Raw genomic sequence first — 25,640 nt, forward strand, 5'->3', positions numbered from 1 at the left:
CATTTAAATTATAATTTGGCCAATATTGAGATTTAAGGCTGTCTTGAATCGTAAAAAATGAATACTTCAACTAAATCTAACAATACTGATCCTGGTTTTCTTGCGATAAAATCCTTATTTGCATCGGGCATCATCAAATCCATAAAGTTATTAGAAAAACAAGGGCCTACGAAGATGGCCAAGGCTTTAGGCCTTCAATATAATTCCTGCCTTGATAAACTAGGCAACCCTCAAAAATTTACTTTTGCCCATATATTTAAGATGGCAGATCGATGTGATCTAGATCCTGATTTAATTTACAAAGTGATAAAGAATCAAATTGACATATTAAATTAAGAAATTATTCCAGAATTTATTTTAATTATTTTGTTAATAATACTAATATTATTATCTTTGTACTAACGGTACTCGTACTGCTTCCCATTAGAACAGCATGCGAGTCTTTTTATTTTATAGCCAATTATATTTTAATGCCTGGAAAAATTCCATTGACAATACAAGATCAGTTAAGTCTGCTCCAACAGCGTAACATGGCGTTTCGAGACATCACCGTGGCGCCTCATTTTCTAGCGAATATCAGTTATTATAGATTGAAAGGGTATTGGTGGGAAATGCAAATTGATTTTGTGAATCATAATTTCAAACAGGGTTCTGTATTCGAGGATGTTATTGATTTATATAATTTTGATCGGCATTTTCGATTGATTATTTTCAATGCCATAGAAAGGATTGAGATTGCACTAAGAACTAAATTGATATATCACCTTTCCTTGGCATATGGAGCTGAATGGTATCTAATGCAATCTATCTTTAAAGACAAAAAGGAACATATAAAATTCTTATCTAAGCTTCTAAATGATATGTGTCAGAGTAGTGAGGAATTTATGGTCAAACATTACCAGAACCATCCCGATGACTATCCCGAGGCTTGGAAAGGGCTAGAAGTAGTCACTTTAGGCACACTTTCTAAAATTTTCGATAACTTAAATCCCCAGCTTCCTGAAAAATCTAAAATCGCAAATGAGTTTGGGTTAAGTAGTGCTAAAGATTTTTCCAGTTGGCTCAGGACGATCACGCTAATAAGAAACATTATAGCACATCATAGTAGATTATGGAATAGAGTTTTGATAACCAAGTACTCTTGGCCATCAAATTTGACGAATGTCATTCTCAGCTATGTACCTGATGAACAAAAAAAGAAAAAGGTTTTTCCGATTATGTGTGCAATGATATATATGAATGACAAAATTTCCTCTGGTCACTCCTTAAGGAAAGAGCTTCATGAGTTAATACAGTCATTTCCAAATACAGCAATTTACAAAATGGGGTTTCCTCAATATTGGTTTAATGAGCCTATTTTCTTATAAAATTCATGTGCACCGTCGCTTCTAATCTTGTAATCAGTATTAACTCGATCCAATACATTTGATAGAAGCCAAAAGCTACAAGAAATATCATAATAAATCGCTATATCTGAAATGCATAAATAAAAACATTAAAAATGAACTACAAAATATCATTCTTAGAGATGGACCTGTTGGCAGTTCAAGCAAATTCAAACAAGTCCAGTATTTCCTTACAAAAAATTCAACGCCAAGCCAAGGAATTGAAAGACAAGAGTATTACAAAGGTGAAGAAGATTAGCAAGCGTCCCCTAGCCAACTTTTTCGACTACATTTACTGCACAGTAAGCGCCCAATAATGTATACTCAGCTAAGACAGCCCCAAAAACGAGGAAAAACAAACAGCAAAAAATTATTTTTAACTTTTCAATTTCAAAAAATTATTCTATATTAAATCAGCCGGTTGAGATTTACCAACATCTAGCGAAGAGCTTCAATCTGTTAGGGCTCTTCATTATTAATAATAAGATTTTTCATAATTTAGATTTATAAAGTTTCTCCTCTTTTATCAGCGACGAAAGGGGAGTTTTTTTGAGCATATAGCATCTTTAAAATGAAAAAGCCACTCCCTTCCGGAAATGGCTCAAAATAAATATCTATAAACTTTAAAAGTATTTGATTACAGTTTTTCGATTTCTTCGATAGAAAGACCGGTTCCTTTAGCAATATCAGCAATAGGTAATCCCATTTTCTTAAACTCCAATGCAATGGCAATAGCTTCTTCCCGCTTTCCTTTTTCAATGCCAGTCTTAAGACCTTTTTCCCGTTCCTGTTTTTTTATTGTTTCAATTACTCCCATTTCAATTGTGCCTCCTGTCACTTGATAAATGTATTGGTCAAACTTAGATAAATTGCAAATAAAAAGCAATTTATCGCTCTCTCCTCAGCCACAGAATAACAATTTATAGAGGAAATTTACTATTTATTTCTTTATCTCGTATAAATAGAAAACTCTTTAAAAAAACTAAAAAGCTCATTATACGATCTTTACTGTATCGATTCGTCTGAATCAGTGTACGTGCAATTGTACTCCAATGCTCCGCCAGCTCTTCTTCAGGAACTTTATCTTCCTGTAAGGATTTCTGACAAGCTAATACAATATACGCAAAAATATTGTCCATAACAAGAAGCTCATCCTCACTATGATCGAAGATCTGATAATTAAGATAACGGAATTCCAACGATGTCTGGAATACCGTATAAGTGTAGATAGCAGGCCGCCGTTGCCTACGATCGCCCGTAAAAATAGCTATCGTCTCTACTGGAACTCGATATCGGTCCAATAAACGATAATGGTACTGAAATATCCGATGTGAAAATCCCGGATCATTGCCTCCCTCTATTTCCGTATGCACCAAGATCCATTTCTCCGTACCATCTCGCAAAAATACCTTCACCAATAGATCCGCCATACGCTTGCCTTTTTTACGCTCACGGTTGGGGATGATCTCCAATAACTCTTTGTCCATAAACGTCAATCCCCGGTCCAAATCAAAGATCGCCTCGGCTTTGGGATACATAAACCGCAGAAAGTCGGGAAAGTTATCTTCAAAGATAGCCTTCAGAAGTTCATCGCTCTTCTTTGGAGGCTTAAAACCTTGCTGCACGCCCATAATTTGAGTCTTAATTATTTATTAATTGGTTAACAGTACAAAGATAGGAAACAACAACATAAAATACTAATATAATTAGCATTTTATGTTGTTGCACACCGAATTAATTGATTCCTTGCATCTGTTGATACGTAAAAAGCTGTGGGTAATTTTTTGGAAGTTCAGTTGTCAGATTATGCATTTGGAAATTATCAGTTCTAATTCTACCATCAGGATCCATCAGTACATACCTCGGAATTCCGTTAAATTTAAATAATTCGCGCAATGCTCTATATTCATCGGCAGAAACCCGATAGGATTCAAACATGCTATTTTTAACGATATAATCTTTATAAAACTCCATATCTGGAGTCCCCTCAATATCTGTTACAAAAACAAACGCCAAATTCGGATTATCTTTCAGTTTTAAGCGTTTCCCTTGCGATGATTCAATACCGGAGCGGCAGGGACCGCACCACTGCGCCCAAAAATCCACAACAACGACTTTACCACGGTATTTATCTGTCATGTTCTTAAAGATAGCTGCAGCATCAGTATGAGGCAGCAAATAGCCGTTTCTGGACTTCCTTACACGGTTTGATAGTTGGAGAGCTTCATCCCTTAAATCTCTATTTTTTAACACGGCCAATAATTGTTCTGTAGTTTTTGTTATCCCAACTGTATCAGCCGCACCACTTAATGCAAACTTCAAGGTACGCAATTTGGCAATTTCTGAAACCAAAGTATTTGCGATCGTAGGATTAGACTTTAGATTTGCCGAATCTAATACCAAATATAGATTCCCTTTACGTTGACTATTTAGGGCATCATAATATGCATCAGTACGAAATAACGTCGAATACTCAAATCGGTTGATAAATGTTGAAAAATCATTTTGTACCAAAATAACCGGATCATTTAGGTCTAAACGAGTTATAAAACTAAAATAATCATTGGGTAGCGGTTCTTTTAGAAAGGCATTTGTAGGATTATTTCTTAGGTAATGCTCTCGATACATCTGCAGATCCATTAATTGTACTGTATAATTGAGTGCAACTTCCGTTTGGATCAGATTTTTTATTTTAGGCGAAAAATTTGATTTCTTTAACTGTCCATTTACTTCATTTTGCACCGAATCCCAGGCTCCCATGATTTCCTTTTTGATTGCTGAAATTGGTTGCGCTTTCAAACGGCTTTCCATGTCCTGATAAAAGGTCCGTAAATTATTTTCCCAATCAAAGCTTCTGAAATGTTGATTCTCGGCAGCAAGGGGACCATCAAAACCTATTAACGCTAAATTTTGATCTTCAGTAACTCTTAATCGCAACGCCAGCGTTTGTCCCGGCTCGATATAAAATTTAAAACGGTTATTTTTAAACGTAATATAACTAATTTTCGGGCTTGTGGCCAAGTAGCTCGCCTCAAAACGGCCGTCAGGATAAACCTGTACGGTAGTAGGATAATCTTCGCGAGTCAGCTCATTGCTGCTATAAATAATACCACTTGTGAATTCTAGTCCAGGAGTATAATCTTCGATAAATCCAACTAAACGTACCGTATCAAATTGAAAAAAATTGTTTTTATACGACACTAGATTGTTTTTCACTTTAGCGTTAGCCAGCTGTTGCATTATCCACTCATTTGCATTGATTTTAAGCGGTTTTTCAGCGGATGATTGCGCTGTAGCAAATGATAACAAGAAGAAATAAAAAAAAGAAAGTAATGACAACTTCATAACTAGGCTATTGGTTTCCATAAAGTTAATCATTTCATTTAGACAACAACGAATAAAATGGTTTATAATTGAATTCCCTTCCCATAGGAATAAACAAATTTTTGAATAAATACAATAGATTGATTATTCATCCAATTAGATAAATGTCCGATAGGAAGACTTATTAGCAGCCTCATATAATATACGAACTGCTAGAGAAATAAAATTTGAACCATACAATAACTTTCAGTTATCATAACTATCTTTAAAATTATATAAAGCTCAAAAATCACACAGCTTGTTTACTCAAATCGCAAAAAACATGCAATTTAAAATGACTCTACGACCACTGCTTTTTGTCTGCGCCCTAAGCCTGTTGTTCAGCTCTTGCCAAAAGGACGACCCTTCTAATCCAAAGGGTCGTATCGATATTGAAACGAAAGATGCTACTTGGACGAAATTGAGTATCCCAGGACAGCTCAGAGGCACATCGGCTATTTACGGCAATATCGACGACACCCTGGTTGTGGCTACCATGTACAAGATTTATATGACTACGGATAAAGGAGTTTCGTGGCAAATGGTCAACGATGCTGGATTTGGCATACCTAGCTTCAGTATGTATCAGGGAGAACTGATGGCTTTAAGTAATTTCCAAGACCATTCGACAAGTCCGACTTTATTCTCGTTGGACCAGGGTAAAAATTGGAGCAGAAAGGGCAAATATGGGTATGAAGTCTATGATAAAATACAGGTCAATCGAAAAGAAACAAAGATCAGTGAAAACGAATCTTACAAAATCATCCCGCAGCCGAAAGAAATCATCGACAAAGAATATGGACGTCCGTTAATGCAGCCCGACAAATTAGTAAGGGTTACTGATAAAGGTGAACAGCTACTTGATTTTCCTTTCCGCCGACAACTGAACTATATTTACCACGATAAGAAAAACCGACTTTATATTGGCGCTGAAGGAACACGCTTTGAGTGGACTGTTAAAGGCAATGAGCGTACTTATCCGACGTCCACAGATACAGCGATCATTTACATCAGCAAACTGCCTTTTAACGGACAATAACGAGACAGCACCTAATTATTCGGAAAGAACAAGCGAATGATCGTCCCCTTGCCCAGCTTACTGGAGAGATTAACGTTACCGTCCAGACGTTCCATCAACTCCTTAACTAAGGAGAGTCCTATCCCTGAGCCCTGTGCTGCAAGCGCATTTTTTGCGCGCTCATGGGCTTTAAATACAACATCTAGGTCTTCATCTGGAATACCGATCCCATTATCTTCCAAATAGTATACAATCCCTTTGCTTGTCTTTTCACTATAGATCGCAAGATAATCCTGCTCGGTATCTTTAGCATATTTCACCGCATTGGAAATCAGATTAAAAAAAATCTGATAAGCAACCCCACAGTCTGCATCCAGCTTGTAGAGATTTCCCAATCTAAACTCCAACTGTGATGCTGGATAAAGAAGCTTTACCTCATCTATCCATTCCGCGATCTTTTTATCCATATCTAAACATTCCCTGACCGGATTGACAGCTCTAATTTTATTTAGCTGCAGGGTTTGGTTGATAATAGACTGAATATTTTCTATGGCAGCTTGCATATTGTCGAACCATTTTTGCTGAACATCTTTAGGTAGACTTATATTTTTACGCAGCATATCATTTCCCATCTTTAGAATGGATAATGGGTTTTTTAAATCATGTGAAAGGGTATTTGATAATAGATCCAGCTTTCTATTAAAAGATATTTGCTCTTTTTGGCTTTCAGCTTTATCATAGGCAAGTTTTCTTTCCGTCACATCCCATGAGGAATGTAAAATAGCATAAGTATTTCCCCTTTCGTCCAATAATGCTTTGTACTCGAAATCAAAGTACCGTTTCATAATATTTCTCCCGGATACAATATCTGCCGGAGTATCCTTGGCACGATAGGTAATCCCTGTCTTCCACACATTTTTCAAAATAGATGAAAATCCTTCTTTTTCAAAGCTGGGAAAACAGGCACACAAAGTATGTCCTAAAATTGAGCTGCTTGCACGCCATGTATCCAGCATCGCCTGGTTGGCAAAGGCAATATTGAGTTCCGGACTGTCATAAATAGCCGTGGCTAAAGGAGACCGTTCCAGAACCGACAGCAAAAAGTGCTCATCAAAAGGCATACAGAAAGAAATTTAGCAATCGTGAATGTATAGATATAGGGAACTCTAAAAAATTAATGCAACAGAAATGATGCCATTCTTTGTAACCTTTTTTGTATCTTAACCTTTAAGAAAGTTTTATATGAATAAAGTAGGAAAAAAAATCAGGTTACTTCGGCACCAAAAAGGTTGGAGCCAACAGGATGTAGCAAAAAAACTGGGGATTTCCATTCCCGCATTTTCAAAAATGGAAACAGGCATTACCGATCTTAATCTCTCCAGATTAATCCAAATCGCCAAGTTATTTAATTTTACAGCGGTGCAGCTTTTATCTTTTTCTGAGACAGATGACGTAAATGATAATGTTGACAGAATAACTTCAATTCAACAAAAGCTGAAAGAACGGGAAGAGGAAATAATACAACTTCAGAAAAAAGTCATCGATCTCTATGGTCAACTGTATTAGGATTGAAACTTCCTCCTTAATCCCAAACTTCCTTCGTGCTTGATCGGAAGCTTGGGTTAAGAGGCATATAACGAATTTTTAATAAGAAATAGTAATTGGAATCGACTTAAAAGTACTCATATTAAATGTGGTATTTTTATATAATATCACGAGATTATACTGACCAGATTGCCATTGTCGGTCACCTGCAATCTGACTGTCTAAACCATCTTTCTCTACTCCGATTAAAATATCATCGCCACTTATCACGCCATTAACCAACTTGTAAGTATTGACTTTTGATGCCGGTCCCAGATCTTTATGCTCCACTTTAGAGATAATGATAGCCTTCGTCAAGTCAAGTTTATCAACCGTTTCAGGAAAATGATTCAGCGTTCGCTTTATCAATGCTGTATATAGAATACCATCCCCTTGGATTTGCTTGATCTGCGCACGTGCCGTAAACTTATCCCCTTTTTTGAAAACCAATGGATTCTCTACATAGGTATTCATATAGTATACCATATCATCGTTTCGGGAGAAGATATCACGGTCTACCATCGGGTCAACAGGCATATTAGCCGCATCGAAGATCTGAAAATCTTCCTTTAACTCAAGTTTTGATCCATTAACATCGTTTACGATAAAGAAAAAATCAAATTTGCCCTCAGGCGCTTCCACTGGAACGGTAAAATGCTTATGCACATTGGCATTTTTTAATCCCTTAAACTCTTCCCAAGCAATTTCCATTTTCCATGGCGATGAATTATTCAGCCCAGCCTTCGGTAAAATTTTAACTTGAACAGACTCGATTTTATCTCCAGCCAGAATATCTGCATTAAAATGAAAATCCCGCCCTCGGATTGCTTGCTTATTATTGGCATAGCCAATTTCTACATTTTCTGCTTTTGGTGAAACCACTTCCGCTGTCTCCCCTTCTTTTTTACAGGATACAAAAAGCCCAGATATGAGCATAAATGCCAGGATAATTTTTATTGGTTTGATCATATGGTATAGTACTTATTATTGCAATATTGTTGCAAATATAATAAAACCAACGCAAAAGCAATACAGTTGCATTAAAACGATTGTTTAAATTTTAATCTTAAAACGCTAACTGCATATTAATATCCGTATGAAAGCTATTGCCCTTAATATTAAGTTGAAATTTGTAAATTTGAACGCCGATTAGGTGTTTAAACAGCATACTATCTGCCCTTTTGAAACTCTACAATGGATGCTACTGCAGAAAATAAGCTATTGATTTCGCTCTCCAATGGAAACGAACAGTCTTTTTTTGCTTTATATGACCAGTATAGCCACGCCTTATTTTCCACTATCTTTCGAATGGTTAGAGATAAGCAGGTCAGTGAAGAGATCGTGCAAGATGTATTCCTGAAAGTTTGGGAAAAAAGAGCCAGCATCGATCCAAACCGAAGCTTTAAATCGTGGATTTTTACCATAGCTAAAAATGATGTTATTTCTTGGTATAGAAAATTAGCAAAAGAAACCGCGATGCAGGAAAACTTATACCAACATTTCGAGCAGCTCTACCTCATGGAAACAGAAAGCGATATCCATGAAAAGCAAGCCGAATTATTAGAAAGAGCACTCAATACCTTAAGCGAGCGTAGAAAAGAAATATTTGTCTTATGTAAATTAGAGCAGAAAAGCTACGAAGAAGTTGCCCAAAAATTGAATATTTCTGTATCCACGGTAAGCAACGCGATGGTCAAATCCAATCAACATATTCGCCAATTTGTACAGGACCATTATGATGAGATTTTGGTAATTCTTGTTACATTCTATTTTTTTTAAAAAAATCAAGATTACGATAGTGTTTTTGCTAATAAGTTGCGTATTAACTTATAGATATGGCAAAAAAAATAGAAAATATTTACAAGAGCTATTTAAACGGAAGTATCCATCGCGTTGATCTCGATAGGTTGCTTCACTATTTCGATCAAGCAAGCGACGAGGAGCTCGAAACCCTTACTTCTTTGGCATCGATCGACTTTGAGGAAGATCAAATCGAACAACCCTTTGCTTCGCATATCGAAATAATTAAAGAACGGTTGGAAGGTAAATTAAACGAATCGAAGAAAAAATCTATTCGTTTAAGACGACAACAACAATGGTGGGCCGCCGCTTCCATCCTACTTGTCGCTGGATTGGCGACTTGGTTTTATTTAGGGCAAGGCCCAAAACCTGCCGATGTCACTGCGCCTTCAGCACCCACGTTATATGTTAAAGATAAGTCCGGGAAAGAAATTGCCATTTTGCCAAAGATAGATTCTGTATGGCAAATAGGAGACATTGCATTTTCCCGTATCGACAGTCAAACTGTAAAAGTAATGGCGATAGGCAAAAATCCAAGCTTGCAAACGATCTATACCCCCAATTCGGACTTTAGGCTTGTTTTGGAAGATGGGACCAAGATTACCATGAATGCCGCATCTACCCTACGGTTTCAGCTTCCTTTTGATATAGCCAGAAGAGAGGTTTCCTTAGAAGGAGAAGGATACTTTGAGGTTGCTCATGATGCGCAGAGGCCTTTTACTGTAACTGCTGGTACCACAAAAGTTGAAGTGCTGGGAACGGTCTTTAACGTGCGAAATTACGCAGGCGACGGACTTGTTACAACATCCCTGCTGTCCGGACGGATCGCTTTAAGCAAATCGGGCACAGCTGAAAGGATGATACTTCGTCCAGGGGAAACAGCTGTAACCGATCAAAAAGGAATACATATTGAACATTTAGCTCCAAAGCAAGCTGTGGCCTGGACGGCCGGCTACTTTGACTATCGGGATCAGTCACTTCGCGTAATCCTGTCTGACCTGTCTAGATGGTATGGCGTCGATGTCGATACCATCGCGCTGCCTACGGACCAATCGATCTATATGAAGGTCCGAAAAAATATCCCATTACAGGAAATGCTGCATCTCTTAAATGAAGCAAGCGGCCTGGATTTTCAATTGAACAATAAAAAAATCATATTAAAAACTACATATAAAAAATAACAACTAAATAGTACATTAACCTTCATCTACCATGTCCTACCTAACCCAAAAGCGACCGGTATTTTTGCGGAAATACTTGAGTTTGGTCGCTGGAATTGCCTTGATGAGCATGATTGACCCCTACGAACTACATGCCCAGCAGGTACAGTTAAATTTTAAAAATGCCGATGTCAAAGAGGTGATTACGAGCATATCGGATCACTATGGCTATGAGTTTGTGTTCGACGGCAATCTATTAAAAGCGGCCCGCCCCATCAGCGTTAACCTCAAACTAGCAAGCGTTGAAGATGCCTTATCCATTTTATTTAAGGATCAGCCCTTCAGTTATCGTTTAGAAAATAAACGGATTATTCTGTATCGTAAAACCCTATCGAACAATAGCCAGCTTGTCCGGGGAAAAGTAATCGACAGCCTAGGCAATACAATTCCCGGTGTCTCGATTCATAATATACAGGACAATAGCCAAACGATGAGTTCTGCAGAAGGCGATTTCGAACTCAACGTGACCAGCCCGGAGATCCAATTGTCTTTTAGACATGTCTCTTTTAATGAAAAAGTCATGCGTTTCAGTCCTGAGCAAGTAACAAGACCGGTCCGTGTGATGTTGAGTGCAAAGGAATCTATGCTCAACGAAATTATGATAACAGGTTACCAACGAATCAGCAAAGAACGTAGTCCTGGAGCCTATTCCATGATCAACAATGATCAATTGAACAAACAGATTAATGTCGATTTAACTTCTGCGCTCGAAGGCCAAGTAGCTGGGTTGACCTATATCAAAAACCCCGCGCGCGTTGCCGCAGACAATCCCGTACTTCGCGGAATCGGTACCTATTCCAGTGACGTGACCACCAATCCGCTCATCGTCATTGACGACTTACCCACCGAGCTCACCTTAAACGATATCAACCCCTATGACGTAGAGTCCGTGACCGTCCTGAAAGACGCAACAGCTGCATCGATTTACGGAGCCAGGGCAGCCAATGGAGTTATTGTCGTAACCACAAAAAAAGGAAAAGGGCAAGGCGTTTCCGTCAACTTTAATGTCGATCAATTCGTTACGCAGAAACCGGATATCGCCAAAATGCATTATGCCAGTACGTCCGATCTGATAGACTACGAAATTGATGTTTACAACAAAGAGCGTTCGCGCTATGCGAATACCGAATCTTTGTTCAATTACTATGGAAAGTTGGGTAGTGGAAGCTTAAAATACTATTCACCGCTGTACGATCTATTTCGTAAAGAGTCCATCGGGACAATTAATCAGCAAGAACGGGATGAAACAATAAATACCTGGCGGAAAAACGATTACATCAAGGAATTTACTGATAATGTCTGGCAAAATGAAACACGCCAAAGGTATAATGCAAGTATTTCCCAGAATTCGTCCAAAAGCAACACCTTTGTATCGTTCAACTACGACAAAGGAAAAGGACAGGTTGTCCACGAAAAAAACGAGAAATTTAACCTGTATCTAAAATCGGCCTTTAATATAACCAAATGGTTGAATGCAACAGTCGGATTGAACGGCACATATTCCGTAAATAAAGAAACGGATGGCATTTACAATGATCTGTTCTTACAGCCTCGTTATACACGCATTAAAGATGAAAATGGCAACCTAATCTATGCGCCTTACGTTGATCTTTCAAGTTCTATCGGGCCCGGATCGGCCATAAACGGCGAGACAGCCGAACAGATCGCTGCAAACGGAAATTTAAAAAGTACATCCTTTAATGTCCTTGAAGCCTTAGGCGAAGGTATCGAGAGCAACAAGAGTTTAAATCTTCGCGCATTTACATCGTTGCGGGCCACTATTTACAAAGGCCTCTCTTTTCAAACGCAGTTTTCCTATGAATTGGGGCAAGCATCCCGTGAAAGTTTCTACGACGAAGATAGCTACATGATGCGTGTTGCCTCAAACGCGATGGTGAGCTATAATGCTGCCACAGGAGTATACACGAAAAACCTACCAGCAGGAGGCCGCTACTATCAATTTGAATCCAAACGGTACAACTATACGTTTCGGAATCAATTTAATTATGATAATACCTTTGGCCAATATGGCCAACATCAGCTAACCGCCCTGGCCGGCTTCGAGATGCGTCAGTCGCATGTACCGCGCCCTATCCAACAATTACTTGTGGGCTACAATCCCGTGACATTGACCTCCACAACCATCGACTGGGCCACATTGAGTAAATCTGGTATCACCAGCTATATCTATGGGGGGAATGTCCGCCTGGGGGACCTGAATGGCGTCGCACAAAAGGAAACCTTACACCGCTTCACCTCGCTTTACGCCAATGCCGGATATACTTTTAGCAACAAATACAACCTTACGGGAAGCATACGGGTGGATCAGGCGGATCTCTTTGGGGTAGATCCGAAGTTTAAGTACCGTCCGTTATGGTCTGTAGGAGCAGGCTGGAATGTCAGCAACGAAGAATTTATGAAAAATAAAGACTGGTTGAATTCCCTCAAACTACGGGCAACATACGGTATTACCGGTAATGTGGACCAAGAAAGCTCAAGCTACGGTACGGCTACCTGGAAATCCGATAAACTTTTCCCCTACCTGCAATATCTGGAACAAAAATCATTACCAAACCCCATGCTGCGCTGGGAAAAAACAACAACGACAAACCTCGGTATAGATTTTTCGATTTTCGACAACCGCCTGTCTGCTAGTATTGATGCCTATAGTCGCTACAGCTCCGATTTGTTGATCGGTGCTGTTCTCGACCCAACCGTAGGTGCCAATTCGCGTGTTATCAACAATGGTGCATTACGCAACAAAGGGATTGAGTTTAATATCAATACTGTGTGGCTTAAAAAGAAAGATTTAACAGCAAGCACCCAACTGGTTTTTTCCTTTAATAAAAACAAGGTCGAGAAAGTCAACGGCTTAACTGCGACCGCACAGTCCTATGTTGGTTCACCAACGAATTACTTTTTCCAAGGAAGAAGCTACAACGCTGTCCTGGCTTACCGCTATGGCGGCATGGTGAATGGCTACCCTTACTTTTTGGATCAAAACGGCGAATCCAATGTTATTTTTGATGAAAACGGTACCCCTACAAAAATTAATGCGATCAATTCGCCCGATGCGTTGGTCGACATGGGCACGCTATTCCCAAAATACACAGGGTCTATCAATCAGCGCTTACGCTATAAAGCATTCGATCTTTCGGCCATGTTTGTCTTCTCTGGCGGACATAAATTACGTAAAGATGCCATCGATCTGGCAAGCGATGAACTCACAAACGCTGGCTTGGTGAACCGATGGGCAGAAGGAGCCAATAACGATTATCCCCGTTTACTGGTCGATTATCCAGACAACCTACGTTCTTCCGCAGGAACCTTATCCACTTTATGGCGCTATAGTGATCAGCAGATTCTGTCGGCTGATTATATCAAGCTTCGGAACATAGCCGTAGGTTATCAATTGCCCAAGCAATTGGCCCATAAAGCTGGGATGCAAAACGTCAAACTAACCCTGCAGATGAACAATTTATGGACCTGGAGCGCCGCCGGCAATGACATCGATCCAGAATCCTATTCGCTCAATAGCGGAACGCGCTATCTGCCCTTGGCCAAATCATTCCTGATGGGACTTTCACTCACTTTTTAACCCGAATCTACGATGACTATAAAAACCTTAATGGCAGCATGTGCGACTATAGTGGTCTTTACTGCCTGCGATAAATACCTTGATATAACGCCCAAAGGCTCACAATTGGTGCGTACAACTCAAGATTATTACGATTTGGTCGCCTATCCAAATAGAGGCTATCCGATCAACAACTTTCAGTATCTGGTCGATGACCAATACCTCAAAGAATCCAATGTCATTGGTTTGACGCCCAATATCAATACCATCAACTTTCTGTTTCAGGAACAGGAAGATCGGGTAAGCCAACTTTCCGCATCAAGCTTTTACAATCAGTGCTATAAATACATTGCACAGTGGAATATGATTATTTCCTTGGTTGGTGAAAGTACAGGGGACAATGAATTAAAGACGCTCGCCAAGGCGGAAGCCAAGATGTTTCGGGCCTTTGATTATTTCCATCTGATCAATGTCTATGCAAAAGCTTATGATGCCAGTACAGCAGCCCAGGACGGCGGTGTCTGTATCATGGATAAATATGATCTGGAAGCGAAGCCAGTAAAATCAACCGTGCAGCAGGTATACGATTTTATCCAAAAAGATATAGACGACGCTATACCTCATCTGCAGGAAAAACCCACCAACCCCTATCATCCCTCCTTGGCTTTTGCATATGCCCTGAAGGCAAAGGTACATCTCTTCAAAAGAGAAATTACAGAAGCACAAGCCGCTGCAGAAAAAGCCATGCAGCTGAATGGGCAGTTAATTGACCTTGTCCAGTATGAAAAGTTGGGCGGCCCCAGCAAAACGCCTATCATCGCGGAAAATAATCCAGAAGTATTAAGCTACATGTATGTCAACGGTTATACAGAAATGAACTTTGGTTACAGCTATATCTTAAGTCCAGAATTGACGAGCATGTTTGATCAGGAGGATAAGCGCTTTAGTTTATTTTATACCAAGTCCAATGCTAGTTTTCTGGATATTGGCGCCGGAGCAAGTTACTACAACGTGAAATATACGGCTTTTTTCTTCCCCACAGTAGGACTGAAAACACCGGAGATTTATCTGATGTTGGCAGAATGCTATGCCCGTCAGGATCAATTTGCGAAGGCTATTAATATGTTGAATGCCTTGCGTAAAACCCGGATCGAAGGGAGTAAAGCCTTATTGGCAGTCCCTGCTACCCGAAAGGAAACCATGGATCTGGTCGTTAACGAACGCCGACGGGAGCTGCCTATCGGATTCCATCGTTTCTTTGATCTGAAACGTTTGAATCTTGAAAAAGAATATGCGAAAACACTTGTCCGTGTATTCCCGATTGTCAATAAGACTGTCGAACAAAAGACCTACACACTGGCACCAAACTCCAGAATGTACATTATTCCATTTCCATTGGATGTCATGAAGTTAAACCCAAACTTGCGGTTAAATACAGACGAAGCTGTACCGTTTTAATAGATGCTATAACAAACACATGAAAAACAAAATTATCTTTAGTACCCTCGCCTTTCTTTTGTCTGGAGCTATGGTTCAAGCACAGCAGACCCCGAATAAGACAGCGGCTAAAACAGATACGCTAAAATCAAAAAATGACCTCCATGAAGCTTATAACAAGATTGTAAATAAGCAAAAAATTCCTCGCTCAGGCGTTTTCAATGTTATCGAGTCGGAAAAGAAGTGGTATCTGGAGATCCCTGACAGTCTGTTGAACCGGTATTTCCTCACCGTAACCCGCTTGGTTTCAGCTCCACAGGGATTTCCGATGTACGGAGGAGAAAAGCTGAATGAGCAGACACTCTACTTTGAAAAAGGTCTTGGTGACCGGATACAGCTGCGGGCAGCAATTTATAAACAGGACGCTCCAGAAAACGATGCCATTCGTACAGCGTTAATGCAGTCGCAGGAAGACCCGATTGTCGCTATTTTGGATATCAAAGGACTACAGGCAGGAGGCAACAGTTATTTGATCGAGGTAACTGATCTTTTTCGGAAAGACAACGCCGCACTTTCCTTTGACAGCAAGATAAAAAGCGAAAATAAGCTTTCATCGTTGGCGGACGACCGGTCTTTCATTACGGATATGAAGGTATTTCCGATCAACCTGGAAGTAAAAACGACAAAAACATATTCCTCAACATCGGGTACTCCTGCAGCTATGTTGACAGGATCCTTAACTTTTACAACCAACACCTCCATGGTGCTGTTGCCAAAAGAGCCGATGAAAAAACGGATATACGATGACCGAGTGGGCTACTTTGCCAACAAGTATATCCTCTTCACCGATAAAGGTCAACGGTCCCAAACGCTTAATTTTATACAGCGCTACCGCCTTGAACCCAAAGCGAAAGATGTAAAACGCTATTTAAAAGGTGAGCTGGTAGAGCCTCAAAAGCAGATTGTCTATTATATCGATCCAGCAACACCAAAAAAATGGCGTCCCTATTTGATTGCTGGAATCAATGACTGGAATAAGGCATTTGAACAAGCAGGATTTAAAAATGCCATTGTGGGCAAAGAATGGCCCGAGCAGGATACCACGATGAGCCTTGAGGATGCCCGGTTCTCCGTGATCCGTTATTTTGCGTCTGAAAAAGCGAATGCCTATGGTCCCCGTATTTCAGACCCCAGAAGTGGCGAGATTATCGAAGCACATGTAGGCTGGTATCATAATGTGATGAAACTCGTTCAGCAATGGTTTATGGTGCAAGTGGGACCGCTAAACAAGGCTGCTCAAAAAATGCAGTTGGATGACGAGGTGATGGGCCAGTTAATTCGCTTTGTCTCGTCGCACGAGGTGGGGCATAGCTTAGGTCTCCGCCACAATATGGGAGCAAGCAGCCAAACGCCCGTAGAGAAATTGCGTGACAAGCAATGGGTCGAAAAAAATGGCCATACGGTATCCATTATGGACTATGCACGTTTCAATTATGTAGCGCAGCCCGAAGACCAAGTGGGGCTAGCGGGAATATATCCGCGCATCGGCAGCTACGACAAATGGGCCATTCAATGGGGCTATCAGTACCTTCCACAATTTTCAAATGACGAAGACGAACGAGTTTATCTATCGAAACAATTGACGGACAGCCTAACGGCGAACCCCAAGTTGTGGTTTGGCGGTGAAGGAAACGAAGAGGATCCACGCAGTCAGAAGGAAGATCTCGGTGATGACTCGATGTTGGCCAGTAGCTATGGTATCAAAAATCTGAAAAGAGTCGTTTCCAATTTGATAGCATGGACTGCCGAAACTGGAGATGATTACAGTAATCTAAAAGATATGCATAAAGCGGTGCGCGCACAGTTTGACCGTTATCTTTACCATGTATTGAAAAATATCGGCAGTCAGGAGATTACAAAAAAGGTACGGGGCCAACAAGGCACTGTCTATGCGGCAATTCCACGAGAAAAGGTAAAAGCTGCCATGCAGTATGTGAGCGACAACGTATTAACCCCACCCCTGTGGCTGTATCCCAAAGATATACAGGAGCTGATCGGAAAAGATGCAAATAAGGAAATCACCGATCAACAGGAACAGATGCTGAATATGTTGATGAGCCCGGGAATGCTCTATAATGTCTATATGAAATCCCTGACGAATGAAAATCCCTACAGACTTGATGAATATCTAAACGATATCGGGGGAACGATTTGGACCCTGCCAGGTGGTGACCCTCGCGTAAATGTTTTCAAACGTGGACAGCAACGCTTTTTTCTGGAAAAGGTAAATCAGATCATCAATCCCAAAATTGCACAAGGATCAGATATCATTTCACAGGCACAACGTAGCGACATACAGCTCTTTGTCAGAAATTACCTGACTGCTTTAGTTCCAGCGATCAATCAACTGTCCACAAAACAGGTAGACGCCCTAAATAAACAGCATTTAGATCTCATGCTCCTCGAAATTAAACGTATTCAAAATCAAATCAACAAAGACTAAAAAGATGAAATCGAGATTGCTCGATCGCTCATCAGCCATTAAAAAGAAAATATTAGGATGAAAAATAACTTAAAAGGAATTTACACAATATGCTTGATCTGTATCATGATGATTTCCTGTCAATCAAGCCATGGGCAGGATGTTCCCCAACAACAACGCGACCAGTTGTTTAAAGCCTATATGGAAGTAAAAAAAGACATCATGGACGAAAACTTTGTCGGCAGTAAGGAACATGTGGTTCAGTTCGAAAAGGAAGTTCAGAATTTCCGGTTGAAGGGTCTACAGCTCGATGACATGATGCGCCTAAAAAAGGTGAGCCGGACCATGAAGACCGATGCTGCCAGCTTAAAATCTGCACAGGATATGAAAGCGATGAAGCTATCCTTTTCTGCTGTCACACAATCCCTATTTACCATTATGGAAACGATGAAATGTACAGATGAAGCCGTTTATCTACAGTACTGTCCGATGGAGAAAGGGTATTGGTTAAGTTACGACAAGGCGATTGAAAATCCTTACGCAGCGTCGATGCGCCATTGTGGCCAATTGGTCAAAGGAATGGCTAAAGCTGATTACCCCGAGCCCGTGGCCTGCCATTAAAGCGTGTACGCAATATAGAAATTCGAAAAAAGAGCTGATAAAATTTTATCAGCTCTTTTTTGTTTTAGAAATTTCGACTCACAATGAATAAGTCTAAGCTTAAAATCCGAGTATATATCTGTTCCCAAATACCGACATTATTTCAAGTGAAAGCTGACCTTACAAATTGTCTCAAAATATCCTCATATTGTCTCAAGCAGCAGTACCTATACTGCTAATGCTGTAAATTTAGTGTTCATATCACACCAATTATATGCAGTATCTTGAATTTGAACATATCCATTTTATCTGGAGCCGACAGCTGACATCGACCATTCCACAAAAATCCTGTCAAGCTCATTTTTCGTAAACAACCAATATCCTTTAATAAACATTAGCACATGAATTTTAAAATCAACAGTTTTAAAGTGGCTACTAAATTATTGCTATTCAGCAGCAGTTTTTTTGCTGGAGCCGCTTATGCCCTACCCCATGCACCTTATGTGCAGGAAGCCCAAACAACGGTCAAGGGGAGTGTTAAGGACCAACAGGGCAATCCCTTAGCCGGAGCCACGGTGTCTGTAAAGGGAAGCAATAGCAGCACCTCCACCGACGCCAATGGTACATTCACACTGACCAACGTGGAGCGAAATGCTGTCCTCGTCATTCGAATGATCGGCTTTAGCCCCAGGGAAATCACGTATACGGGTGGCTCCAGTGTAAACGTACAACTGGTATCTGACACGCAGCAGCTCGAGGAGGCTGTCGTCGTCGGTTATGGCTCCCTTGACAAGAAAGAATTGACCAGTGCCGTTTCGAGCATCAAACAGAAAGACATGGTAGCGGGTGCTGTCTCTCCCCTTTTGGCGATCCAAGGAAAAGTACCTGGTCTCAGTGTCATATCCACCAATGGAACCGACCCTAATGCCGGTATCTCCTTGCAATTGCGCGGTGTCAATTCAGTAAACGCCTCACAGGGACCGCTCGTGGTTATTGACGGCGTTCCCGGCGGTGATATCAACTCCGTGGCGAAGGAAGATATTGAATCCATTAACGTGCTGCGCGACGCCTCTGCTGCCGCGATCTACGGAACGCGTGCCTCCGGTGGTGTGATCTTGATCACCACAAAACGACCACAGGTCGGAAAAGCACAGGTGAATTTTACCTCCGAATACTTTGTCGAATCCATCCGCAAACGTCCCAAGGTCCTATCGGCAGAGAAATTTGTGGAATATGGCCGCGGTGAAGATCTGGGACATCGCACCGACTGGTATGATGAGGTTACCAACAATAATCCATTCAGCCATCGGCAAGTCGCCAATATCAGCGGCGGTTCCGAAAATGCCAATGTCTATACCACCTTTACCAAACGCGATGCCAAAGGAATGGCGATCACGTCTAAACGGGATGAAATCGGTGGACGGATCAATAGTGCATTCAAATTTTTCGACGGTTTTGCGGAGTTAAATACCAATGTAAGTTACAATCAGGTGAAAGCATTTGGTTCCAATGGCGACATCTTTAACAACAATGACATTTTTAACATGGCCCTGGTGATGAATCCTACGGAAACACCGTATGATGCCAATGATGTCAGTGGATATAATGTACTGGAAGGGGGTTATGATACCTGGAATCCTGTGGCCGAAGCACGTCTTCGCAGCGACGAAAAACAATTTAAATACCTTTTGGCGAATGCGACCTTAAAACTAAACCTCACAGAACATCTGACCACGAGCGCAACCATCGGAATTAAGAACAACAGCGAACATGGCAATTATTACCGATCGGCACAACATCGCATTTCGCGGGAGAATAATGTGGACGGATTCGCCAAACAATATTATAGCCGGTTCAATGACCGCGTCTTCGAATGGACCGCCAACTATACAAACCGATGGGACTCTCATTCCCTGAATGCTGTGGCAGGCTATAGTTACCAGGATTTTAATGGACAAGGATTTTCGGCCGAAAACTCCAATTTCCCTGTTGATGGTATTGGCGAAAACGATATGGGCACAGGAACCTATTTGCCTGATGGACGTGCAGGCATTGGCTCCTGGAAAAACCCCTGGGTCAAGCTTGCTGCTTTTTTCGGACGTGTCAACTACTCGTATCTGGACCGCTATATCCTGACCGCAACGGCACGTTATGAAGGCTCCAGCAAATTTGCGCCTAAAAACAGATGGGGATTCTTTCCGGGACTGTCCGCAGGCTGGCGTGTTTCCCAGGAACCGTTCCTACGGGATGTCAAATTTATCAATGACTTAAAATTACGCGCAGGCTACGGAGAAACGGGCAATGAAGGCTTTGATGCAAAAGTTGCCACACGGATGTATAGCGCCGATACCTGGTTTTTGCAGGATGGCAAATGGTTCAGAACCTATGGCGTGATGCACAACCAAAATCCAAATATCAAATGGGAGGTCAAAAAAGAATACAACCTCGGTTTAGATTTCACCGTACTGAACAACCGTTTAAGCGGTCGCTTTGATATTTACAAACGCAAGATCGACGATCTGATTTACGACATCAGCGTCTCACAACCACCGGCGATCCACGATAAAACCACCATGAATGTGGGTAGCATGCAAAATACGGGATATGAATTTGAACTAAACTTTAAAGCCGTAGATAATGAGCATTTCAGTTATACCACCAGCATTGTCGCCTCGCATAACAAAAGTAGGCTTAACACCTTATGGGGCAGTCAGACCTTTACCGACCGGAAAGACTTCCCGGCACCAGGTTCACCAGGCTCGGCGGTCAGGTTGTACCCAGGGCAGGATATTGGCCAGTTTTTCCTCTGGAAATTTGCCGGATTTACAGATGACGGCTATTGGAAACTCTATGACAAGGATGGAAATGCCTTTGATGTGCGCGACCGCAACAAGACCGTTGGCGACAAGTCTTTTGTAGGCAATGCGATCCCGACCTTACAACTATCCTGGAACAACCAATTTACCTATAAAAACTGGGATGCAAGTATCTATATGCGTAGCTGGATCGGCCACGATGTATTCAATATGATCAATATGTACTATAGCCTCCCCAATGTAAAAGGACAGAATGTATTGGAAGAGGCCTATGACAAACATAAAAATATCAAGGGAGAGAAAGAGTTGAGCGATTACTGGCTGGAAAAAGGCACTTTTCTGAAGGTTGACGCGCTGAACATCGGTTATCGTTTTAACCAAAATTGGATCAAACCACTGAAATCAATGCGTGTCTATGCCACTGCACGCGACCTTTTTGTGTTTACAAATTACAGTGGCCTGGATCCCGAAGTCAATATCAATGGCCTCGAACCGGGCTTTGAGGAGCGCAATGTCTATCCAAAGACAAGGACTTTTATGATGGGATTACAAGTAAATTTTTAAACTGAACAAACATGAAAAAATACATTTCCATAGCAACATTATCCGTAGCATTATTGCTATCAGGATGCACCAAATTGGATCAGGAATTTTATAGTTCGGTCACGCCGGACACCTTTTTCAAAAGTGAGAAAGACATCAAGGCGGCCTTGTTTAGACCATTTACCCATGCCAAATGGTATATGGGCGAAGACCGCTGGCGACTACAGGAATATACGGCAGACAATTTTGCCATTACCACCAAGGGACGCCACTGGTATAATGGTGGCGAGAATGAGCGCTATCATTACCACCGTTGGACGGCTGATGACAATTGGATCTGGGGAAGCTGGCGCGGAACCCTGATGGGGGTCGCCCTCGCACTGGATACAAAGAGCGATCTGAGCAAATTGGACTATGGCAAATTTGCCCTGAGTGACGAGCGGAAAGCAGCAGACCTCGCACAATTGGATGCCTTGATCGCCTACTTTTATCTACGTGGATTGGATTATTTTGGGGGGATGCCTATTTTCGAATCCCTAGACCAAGAGTCCCTACCGCGCAATAGCGATCAGGAACTTTTTGCCCATATCGAAAAGTTGCTCAAAGCTGCTATTGAAAATCTTCCGGCAAAGAAGGCCGGGGACAAGGAAGAAGGCGCGATCCGAAAAGCTGCCGCTGCAGCCATGCTAGCACAGCTCTACTTCAATGCAGAGGCCTATATCGGCAAAGCAATGTATGCTGAAAGCCAAAAATTGGCACAGGACATTGTCAATAAGGTTTATGGTAATTATGCCCTAGATACAAAATGGAACGGAGTACATGGGTTTAAAAACAATGAATCGCCCGAGATTATTTGGTCTATGCCATCAGAATTCAAGATGCTGGAGTACAACTGGTTTTATGCCGACTTCTATCATTACAACACGAAACAGTTCTTTGCACAGGACATGGGCGGCAACAATGGAGCCCACCTGACGCCGTCGAAGAAACCCAATGGCTCACTTTATACCGCAGACTTTAAGCTAGGTTCACCTTTTGAAACCTTCGACCAAGGCGATTTGCGCAAAGCACCCTACGTTTACCGTGGCTCGGACCAATATGAGGGCATGTTTATCGTTGGTCCCCATAAAACACCGAGCGGCGAGGCTATTCTTGGCGGTGAGGAATATAAGGACAAGCCCCTGAACTTTGTCGACCAGGTGGGTCGCTTTTCAGAAGTTGGTCCAGGGAAAAAATACAGTTCCATCGACCAGCTACCTTCTAAAATGTCCGAAGGCGAGGAAAACACAGGTGTACGTCTTGTGAAGGTACCCATCCCGAATCTCGCCAATAATACTTTACGCTGGGGAGCTGATATGCCGATTATCCGATTGGCAGAAATTTACTATATGCTTGCCGAATGTGATTATAGATTAGGAAATAAGGAAAAGGCTGTGGAACTGTTCAATACCGTCCGGAAACGGAACTTTACCAATGCTGCAGATCCTAATCCCGTAACTGCTGCCAATATGGACAAGTATCGTATTTTGGATGAATGGAGTATTGAGTTTTTAGGAGAAGGTCGACGACGTACCGATCTGATCCGATGGAAAGCTTTCACGACAGAAAAGTGGTGGGATCATAATCCAAGTACTTCCACGCATCTGAATCGTTTTCCGGTACCCAACCAGGCTATTGCCGGTAACAGCAGCCTGGCACAGAATCCGGGATATTAAAATTTATAATAAAAAAGCCAGCCTGCGATTGCTTATGCAGGTTGGCTTTTTCTGTATTAGAATTACTTGTCCAATGCTATAAAGACAGAATTCTGAGAGCGGAATTCAGGTACGATATCTTTCACCAGTTGCACTAGTTTCATTTTATCATCATTCGGATCCGCAGTCTTGGCGAGTGCACAAAGTTGCTCAATTCGCGATTTTTGCAATGCTAAGTCTGGGGTGTTAACCTTTGCAATCATAATCTTCTCATGATACGTCTTTTCGGTATTCTCCCCATTCGCCAGGAGCTCTTCAAAAATCTTTTCACCTGGACGGAGGCCTACGACTTTAATATCAATATCTTCGGGGTAATTGTAGCCTTTTAAGCGGATCATCTGTTTGGCGAGATCCATAATCTTAACGGGTTCGCCCATATCGAAGACAAATATTTCACCGCCTTTACCCATTACTGCGGCTTCCTGTACCAATTGGCAGGCTTCGGGTATGGTCATAAAATAACGGGTGATATTCGGATCGGTAATTGTCAGCGGTCCACCTTTGAGCATTTGTTTTTCAAACAATGGAATGACAGAACCATTGGAACCTAATACATTACCAAAACGCGTAACGATAAAGTTGGTTTTGGAGTTTATATTCACCGTCGATATAGCAATCTCCGCGACACGTTTGGTAGCCCCCATGACATTGGTAGGATTCACAGCCTTATCCGTGGAGACCATAACAAATTTAGCTACATTATATTTATCGGCCAGCAAAGCAACATTATACGAACCCCATACATTTGTTAAAATAGATTCGTATGGATTGGCTTCCATCAAAGGCACATGTTTATAAGCTGCTGCATGAAAGACGTATGTCGGTCTGTAGAACTGAAATAGTGTATCCATAAATATGGCATCCCGGACATTGCCTACCATAAATACGCAACGCCCAAAATTTGCGGAGGAGCTCAGCTCCTGTTGAATATCATACAAAGAAGATTCCGCTTGATCCACCACAATAAGCTGTTTTAAATCCGTATGCGCGAGCTGGCGCACCAGTTCTCCACCGATAGAACCAGCTCCCCCTGTCACCAATACGATCTGTCCCTTCATCTCTGCAGCAATAGCAGGATTGTCCAGGTCGATTGCTTTACGTCCCAGCAGGTCCTCTATGCGCAAACTGCGTATTTGTCGGGTCGCCACCTCCCCGGCCATCAGGCGAGCCGTATCTGGGATAATCTTAACGATTAATGGAATCGGTTCGGCCAACTTAAAGACCTTGCTTAAACGCTCAGGAGACCTATTATCGACTGCTACTATTAGCTCTGCAGCATTTCCGTGCCTGTCGACAAACTCTTTATTCAATTTATTAATATCATGGATTCTAAAGCCTTGAATTCGATTACCAATACGATGCGGATTATCATCCATAATCGCTACAATACGGTATTTGTTGCGCGAAGTCGTATGGATAAAGTGGAAGGTTGTATTGCCCATATTTCCCGCTCCGAAAAGAATCACAGGAATTCGATTGTCTTTCCCGCCCCACATAAGCTCATGATACAATGCTCTGTAAAGTACGCGGCTAAAAGTCATCCCAAAACCCACAATCAATGCATGAAAAAGAAGCTGTGTATCGGAGAAAGGAAATGCGGCATGCAAGAATGAAGGTTGTGTCCACTCTAATATTTTACATACAATGACCGACAAAAAATAAGCCATTACGACCGCTAATGCCATACGTTGCAATTCACGGATTCCAGTTTTATGAATAACACCCTTAAATGTTCCCAGCGAAATAAAACAGATCAAATATATTGTAGATACCAATATAAGCTGTATACCCAAGGCATCAAGCTCAACTCCACCCCGATGCTTAAAAATGAGTGTATAACTGACCAAAAAGGCCATAGCTACTATCATCATATCTAATATCAGAATGACCCACCGAGGCTTGTTGATGGACAAGCCCTCCCTCCATAAATTACTCATTTAAAATATATTAAAATTCCCTTTCAAAGTTTAAGTCAGTGCAAATGTACCAAAATAAAAAGTATAAATGCGATAAAAGTTCGCCCGCAATACAGGAGAACTTTTACCGTATCGATTAAAAATA

General features: G+C 41.4%; 18 protein-coding genes. 12 read left to right on the top strand and 6 right to left on the bottom strand.

What is annotated here, in order from left to right; translation table 11 throughout:
* Window positions 1–57 precede the first annotated feature (57 nt).
* Window positions 58–336: a hypothetical protein gene (locus B3P16_RS22935; protein ID WP_286844577.1), complete on the top strand. Its 279-nt coding sequence runs from the start codon at window positions 58–60 to the stop codon at window positions 334–336.
* 134 nt (window positions 337–470) lie between these two features.
* Window positions 471–1,367: an Abi family protein gene (locus tag B3P16_RS22940; protein ID WP_286844579.1), complete on the top strand. Its 897-nt coding sequence runs from the start codon at window positions 471–473 to the stop codon at window positions 1,365–1,367.
* Between the two features lie 655 nt (window positions 1,368–2,022).
* Here B3P16_RS22940 and B3P16_RS22945 read toward each other — a convergent pair.
* From B3P16_RS22945 to B3P16_RS22955, 3 genes are all read right to left on the bottom strand, one after another.
* Window positions 2,023–2,202 carry a hypothetical protein gene (locus tag B3P16_RS22945; protein ID WP_286844580.1) on the bottom strand — a complete coding sequence of 60 codons (180 nt, stop codon included), beginning with the start codon at window positions 2,200–2,202 and terminating at the stop codon, window positions 2,023–2,025.
* 103 nt (window positions 2,203–2,305) lie between these two features.
* Window positions 2,306–3,016 carry a hypothetical protein gene (locus B3P16_RS22950; protein ID WP_286844581.1) on the bottom strand — a complete coding sequence of 237 codons (711 nt, stop codon included), beginning with the start codon at window positions 3,014–3,016 and terminating at the stop codon, window positions 2,306–2,308.
* Between the two features lie 103 nt (window positions 3,017–3,119).
* On the bottom strand, window positions 3,120–4,730 hold the full coding sequence (locus tag B3P16_RS22955; protein WP_286844582.1) for a TlpA family protein disulfide reductase: 1,611 nt from the start codon (window positions 4,728–4,730) through the stop codon (window positions 3,120–3,122).
* A gap of 313 nt (window positions 4,731–5,043) precedes the next feature.
* Between B3P16_RS22955 and B3P16_RS22960 the strand changes: the two genes are divergently transcribed.
* On the top strand, window positions 5,044–5,787 hold the full coding sequence (locus B3P16_RS22960) for a hypothetical protein (protein ID WP_286844583.1): 744 nt from the start codon (window positions 5,044–5,046) through the stop codon (window positions 5,785–5,787).
* An 11-nt stretch (window positions 5,788–5,798) separates the two neighbouring features.
* Here B3P16_RS22960 and B3P16_RS22965 read toward each other — a convergent pair whose 3' ends face one another.
* Window positions 5,799–6,887 carry a PAS domain-containing sensor histidine kinase gene (locus tag B3P16_RS22965; RefSeq protein WP_286844586.1) on the bottom strand — a complete coding sequence of 363 codons (1,089 nt, stop codon included), beginning with the start codon at window positions 6,885–6,887 and terminating at the stop codon, window positions 5,799–5,801.
* Window positions 6,888–7,008: 121 nt separating this feature from the next.
* Here B3P16_RS22965 and B3P16_RS22970 point away from each other — a divergent pair, with 121 nt between their 5' ends.
* The gene (locus B3P16_RS22970) at window positions 7,009–7,332 is read left to right on the top strand and encodes a helix-turn-helix domain-containing protein (protein WP_286844589.1); all 324 of its coding nucleotides are present in this window, start codon (window positions 7,009–7,011) and stop codon (window positions 7,330–7,332) included.
* 78 nt (window positions 7,333–7,410) lie between these two features.
* On the opposite strand, the gene B3P16_RS22975 is transcribed toward B3P16_RS22970, so the two are convergent.
* Window positions 7,411–8,319, bottom strand: coding sequence for a DUF4625 domain-containing protein (locus B3P16_RS22975; RefSeq protein WP_286844591.1), 909 nt, complete (start codon window positions 8,317–8,319; stop codon window positions 7,411–7,413).
* Between the two features lie 225 nt (window positions 8,320–8,544).
* Here B3P16_RS22975 and B3P16_RS22980 point away from each other — a divergent pair, with 225 nt between their 5' ends.
* The 8 genes from B3P16_RS22980 to B3P16_RS23015 all read left to right on the top strand — a co-directional run bounded on the left by B3P16_RS22980 (window position 8,545) and on the right by B3P16_RS23015 (window position 23,540).
* Entirely contained in the window at window positions 8,545–9,129 is a 585-nt protein-coding gene (locus tag B3P16_RS22980; protein WP_286844593.1) for an RNA polymerase sigma factor, read from the top strand.
* Between the two features lie 56 nt (window positions 9,130–9,185).
* Complete coding sequence (locus B3P16_RS22985; protein WP_286844596.1) at window positions 9,186–10,331, top strand: FecR family protein; 1,146 nt, start codon at window positions 9,186–9,188, stop codon at window positions 10,329–10,331.
* Between the two features lie 31 nt (window positions 10,332–10,362).
* Window positions 10,363–13,968 (top strand): SusC/RagA family TonB-linked outer membrane protein, encoded by a 3,606-nt coding sequence (locus B3P16_RS22990; protein ID WP_286844599.1) that lies wholly within the window; start codon window positions 10,363–10,365, stop codon window positions 13,966–13,968.
* Window positions 13,969–13,980: 12 nt separating this feature from the next.
* On the top strand, window positions 13,981–15,405 hold the full coding sequence (locus B3P16_RS22995; RefSeq protein WP_286844601.1) for a RagB/SusD family nutrient uptake outer membrane protein: 1,425 nt from the start codon (window positions 13,981–13,983) through the stop codon (window positions 15,403–15,405).
* A 19-nt stretch (window positions 15,406–15,424) separates the two neighbouring features.
* Window positions 15,425–17,887, top strand: a complete 2,463-nt coding sequence (locus B3P16_RS23000; RefSeq protein ID WP_286844603.1) for a zinc-dependent metalloprotease — start codon at window positions 15,425–15,427, stop codon at window positions 17,885–17,887.
* 57 nt (window positions 17,888–17,944) lie between these two features.
* Complete coding sequence (locus B3P16_RS23005; RefSeq protein ID WP_286844605.1) at window positions 17,945–18,487, top strand: hypothetical protein; 543 nt, start codon at window positions 17,945–17,947, stop codon at window positions 18,485–18,487.
* 380 nt (window positions 18,488–18,867) lie between these two features.
* Complete coding sequence (locus B3P16_RS23010) at window positions 18,868–21,846, top strand: SusC/RagA family TonB-linked outer membrane protein (RefSeq protein WP_286844607.1); 2,979 nt, start codon at window positions 18,868–18,870, stop codon at window positions 21,844–21,846.
* Between the two features lie 11 nt (window positions 21,847–21,857).
* Window positions 21,858–23,540, top strand: coding sequence for a RagB/SusD family nutrient uptake outer membrane protein (locus tag B3P16_RS23015; protein ID WP_286844610.1), 1,683 nt, complete (start codon window positions 21,858–21,860; stop codon window positions 23,538–23,540).
* A gap of 62 nt (window positions 23,541–23,602) precedes the next feature.
* Here the strand turns inward: B3P16_RS23015 and B3P16_RS23020 are convergent, their stop codons facing one another.
* Window positions 23,603–25,516: a polysaccharide biosynthesis protein gene (locus tag B3P16_RS23020; protein WP_286844613.1), complete on the bottom strand. Its 1,914-nt coding sequence runs from the start codon at window positions 25,514–25,516 to the stop codon at window positions 23,603–23,605.
* Window positions 25,517–25,640: the final 124 nt, after the last annotated feature.

Origin of the sequence: Sphingobacterium sp. UBA7631, assembly GCF_002483935.1 — a bacterium.
Classification (GTDB): domain Bacteria; phylum Bacteroidota; class Bacteroidia; order Sphingobacteriales; family Sphingobacteriaceae; genus Sphingobacterium; species Sphingobacterium multivorum.

Excerpts from the sequence above, each read along its gene's own strand:
- B3P16_RS23015 (WP_286844610.1), top strand. The coding sequence starts at position 21,858 with ATGAAAAAATACATTTCCATAGCAACATTATCCGTAGCATTATTGCTA.
- B3P16_RS22960 (WP_286844583.1), top strand. The coding sequence starts at position 5,044 with ATGACTCTACGACCACTGCTTTTTGTCTGCGCCCTAAGCCTGTTGTTC.
- B3P16_RS23000 (WP_286844603.1), top strand. The coding sequence starts at position 15,425 with ATGAAAAACAAAATTATCTTTAGTACCCTCGCCTTTCTTTTGTCTGGA.
- B3P16_RS22950 (WP_286844581.1), bottom strand. The coding sequence starts at position 3,016 with ATGGGCGTGCAGCAAGGTTTTAAGCCTCCAAAGAAGAGCGATGAACTT.
- B3P16_RS23005 (WP_286844605.1), top strand. The coding sequence starts at position 17,945 with ATGAAAAATAACTTAAAAGGAATTTACACAATATGCTTGATCTGTATC.
- B3P16_RS22980 (WP_286844593.1), top strand. The coding sequence starts at position 8,545 with ATGGATGCTACTGCAGAAAATAAGCTATTGATTTCGCTCTCCAATGGA.
- B3P16_RS22995 (WP_286844601.1), top strand. The coding sequence starts at position 13,981 with ATGACTATAAAAACCTTAATGGCAGCATGTGCGACTATAGTGGTCTTT.
- B3P16_RS23010 (WP_286844607.1), top strand. The coding sequence starts at position 18,868 with ATGAATTTTAAAATCAACAGTTTTAAAGTGGCTACTAAATTATTGCTA.
- B3P16_RS22935 (WP_286844577.1), top strand. The coding sequence starts at position 58 with ATGAATACTTCAACTAAATCTAACAATACTGATCCTGGTTTTCTTGCG.
- B3P16_RS22970 (WP_286844589.1), top strand. The coding sequence starts at position 7,009 with ATGAATAAAGTAGGAAAAAAAATCAGGTTACTTCGGCACCAAAAAGGT.
- B3P16_RS22990 (WP_286844599.1), top strand. The coding sequence starts at position 10,363 with ATGTCCTACCTAACCCAAAAGCGACCGGTATTTTTGCGGAAATACTTG.
- B3P16_RS22975 (WP_286844591.1), bottom strand. The coding sequence starts at position 8,319 with ATGATCAAACCAATAAAAATTATCCTGGCATTTATGCTCATATCTGGG.
- B3P16_RS23020 (WP_286844613.1), bottom strand. The coding sequence starts at position 25,516 with ATGAGTAATTTATGGAGGGAGGGCTTGTCCATCAACAAGCCTCGGTGG.
- B3P16_RS22965 (WP_286844586.1), bottom strand. The coding sequence starts at position 6,887 with ATGCCTTTTGATGAGCACTTTTTGCTGTCGGTTCTGGAACGGTCTCCT.
- B3P16_RS22955 (WP_286844582.1), bottom strand. The coding sequence starts at position 4,730 with ATGAAGTTGTCATTACTTTCTTTTTTTTATTTCTTCTTGTTATCATTT.
- B3P16_RS22945 (WP_286844580.1), bottom strand. The coding sequence starts at position 2,202 with ATGGGAGTAATTGAAACAATAAAAAAACAGGAACGGGAAAAAGGTCTT.
- B3P16_RS22985 (WP_286844596.1), top strand. The coding sequence starts at position 9,186 with ATGGCAAAAAAAATAGAAAATATTTACAAGAGCTATTTAAACGGAAGT.
- B3P16_RS22940 (WP_286844579.1), top strand. The coding sequence starts at position 471 with ATGCCTGGAAAAATTCCATTGACAATACAAGATCAGTTAAGTCTGCTC.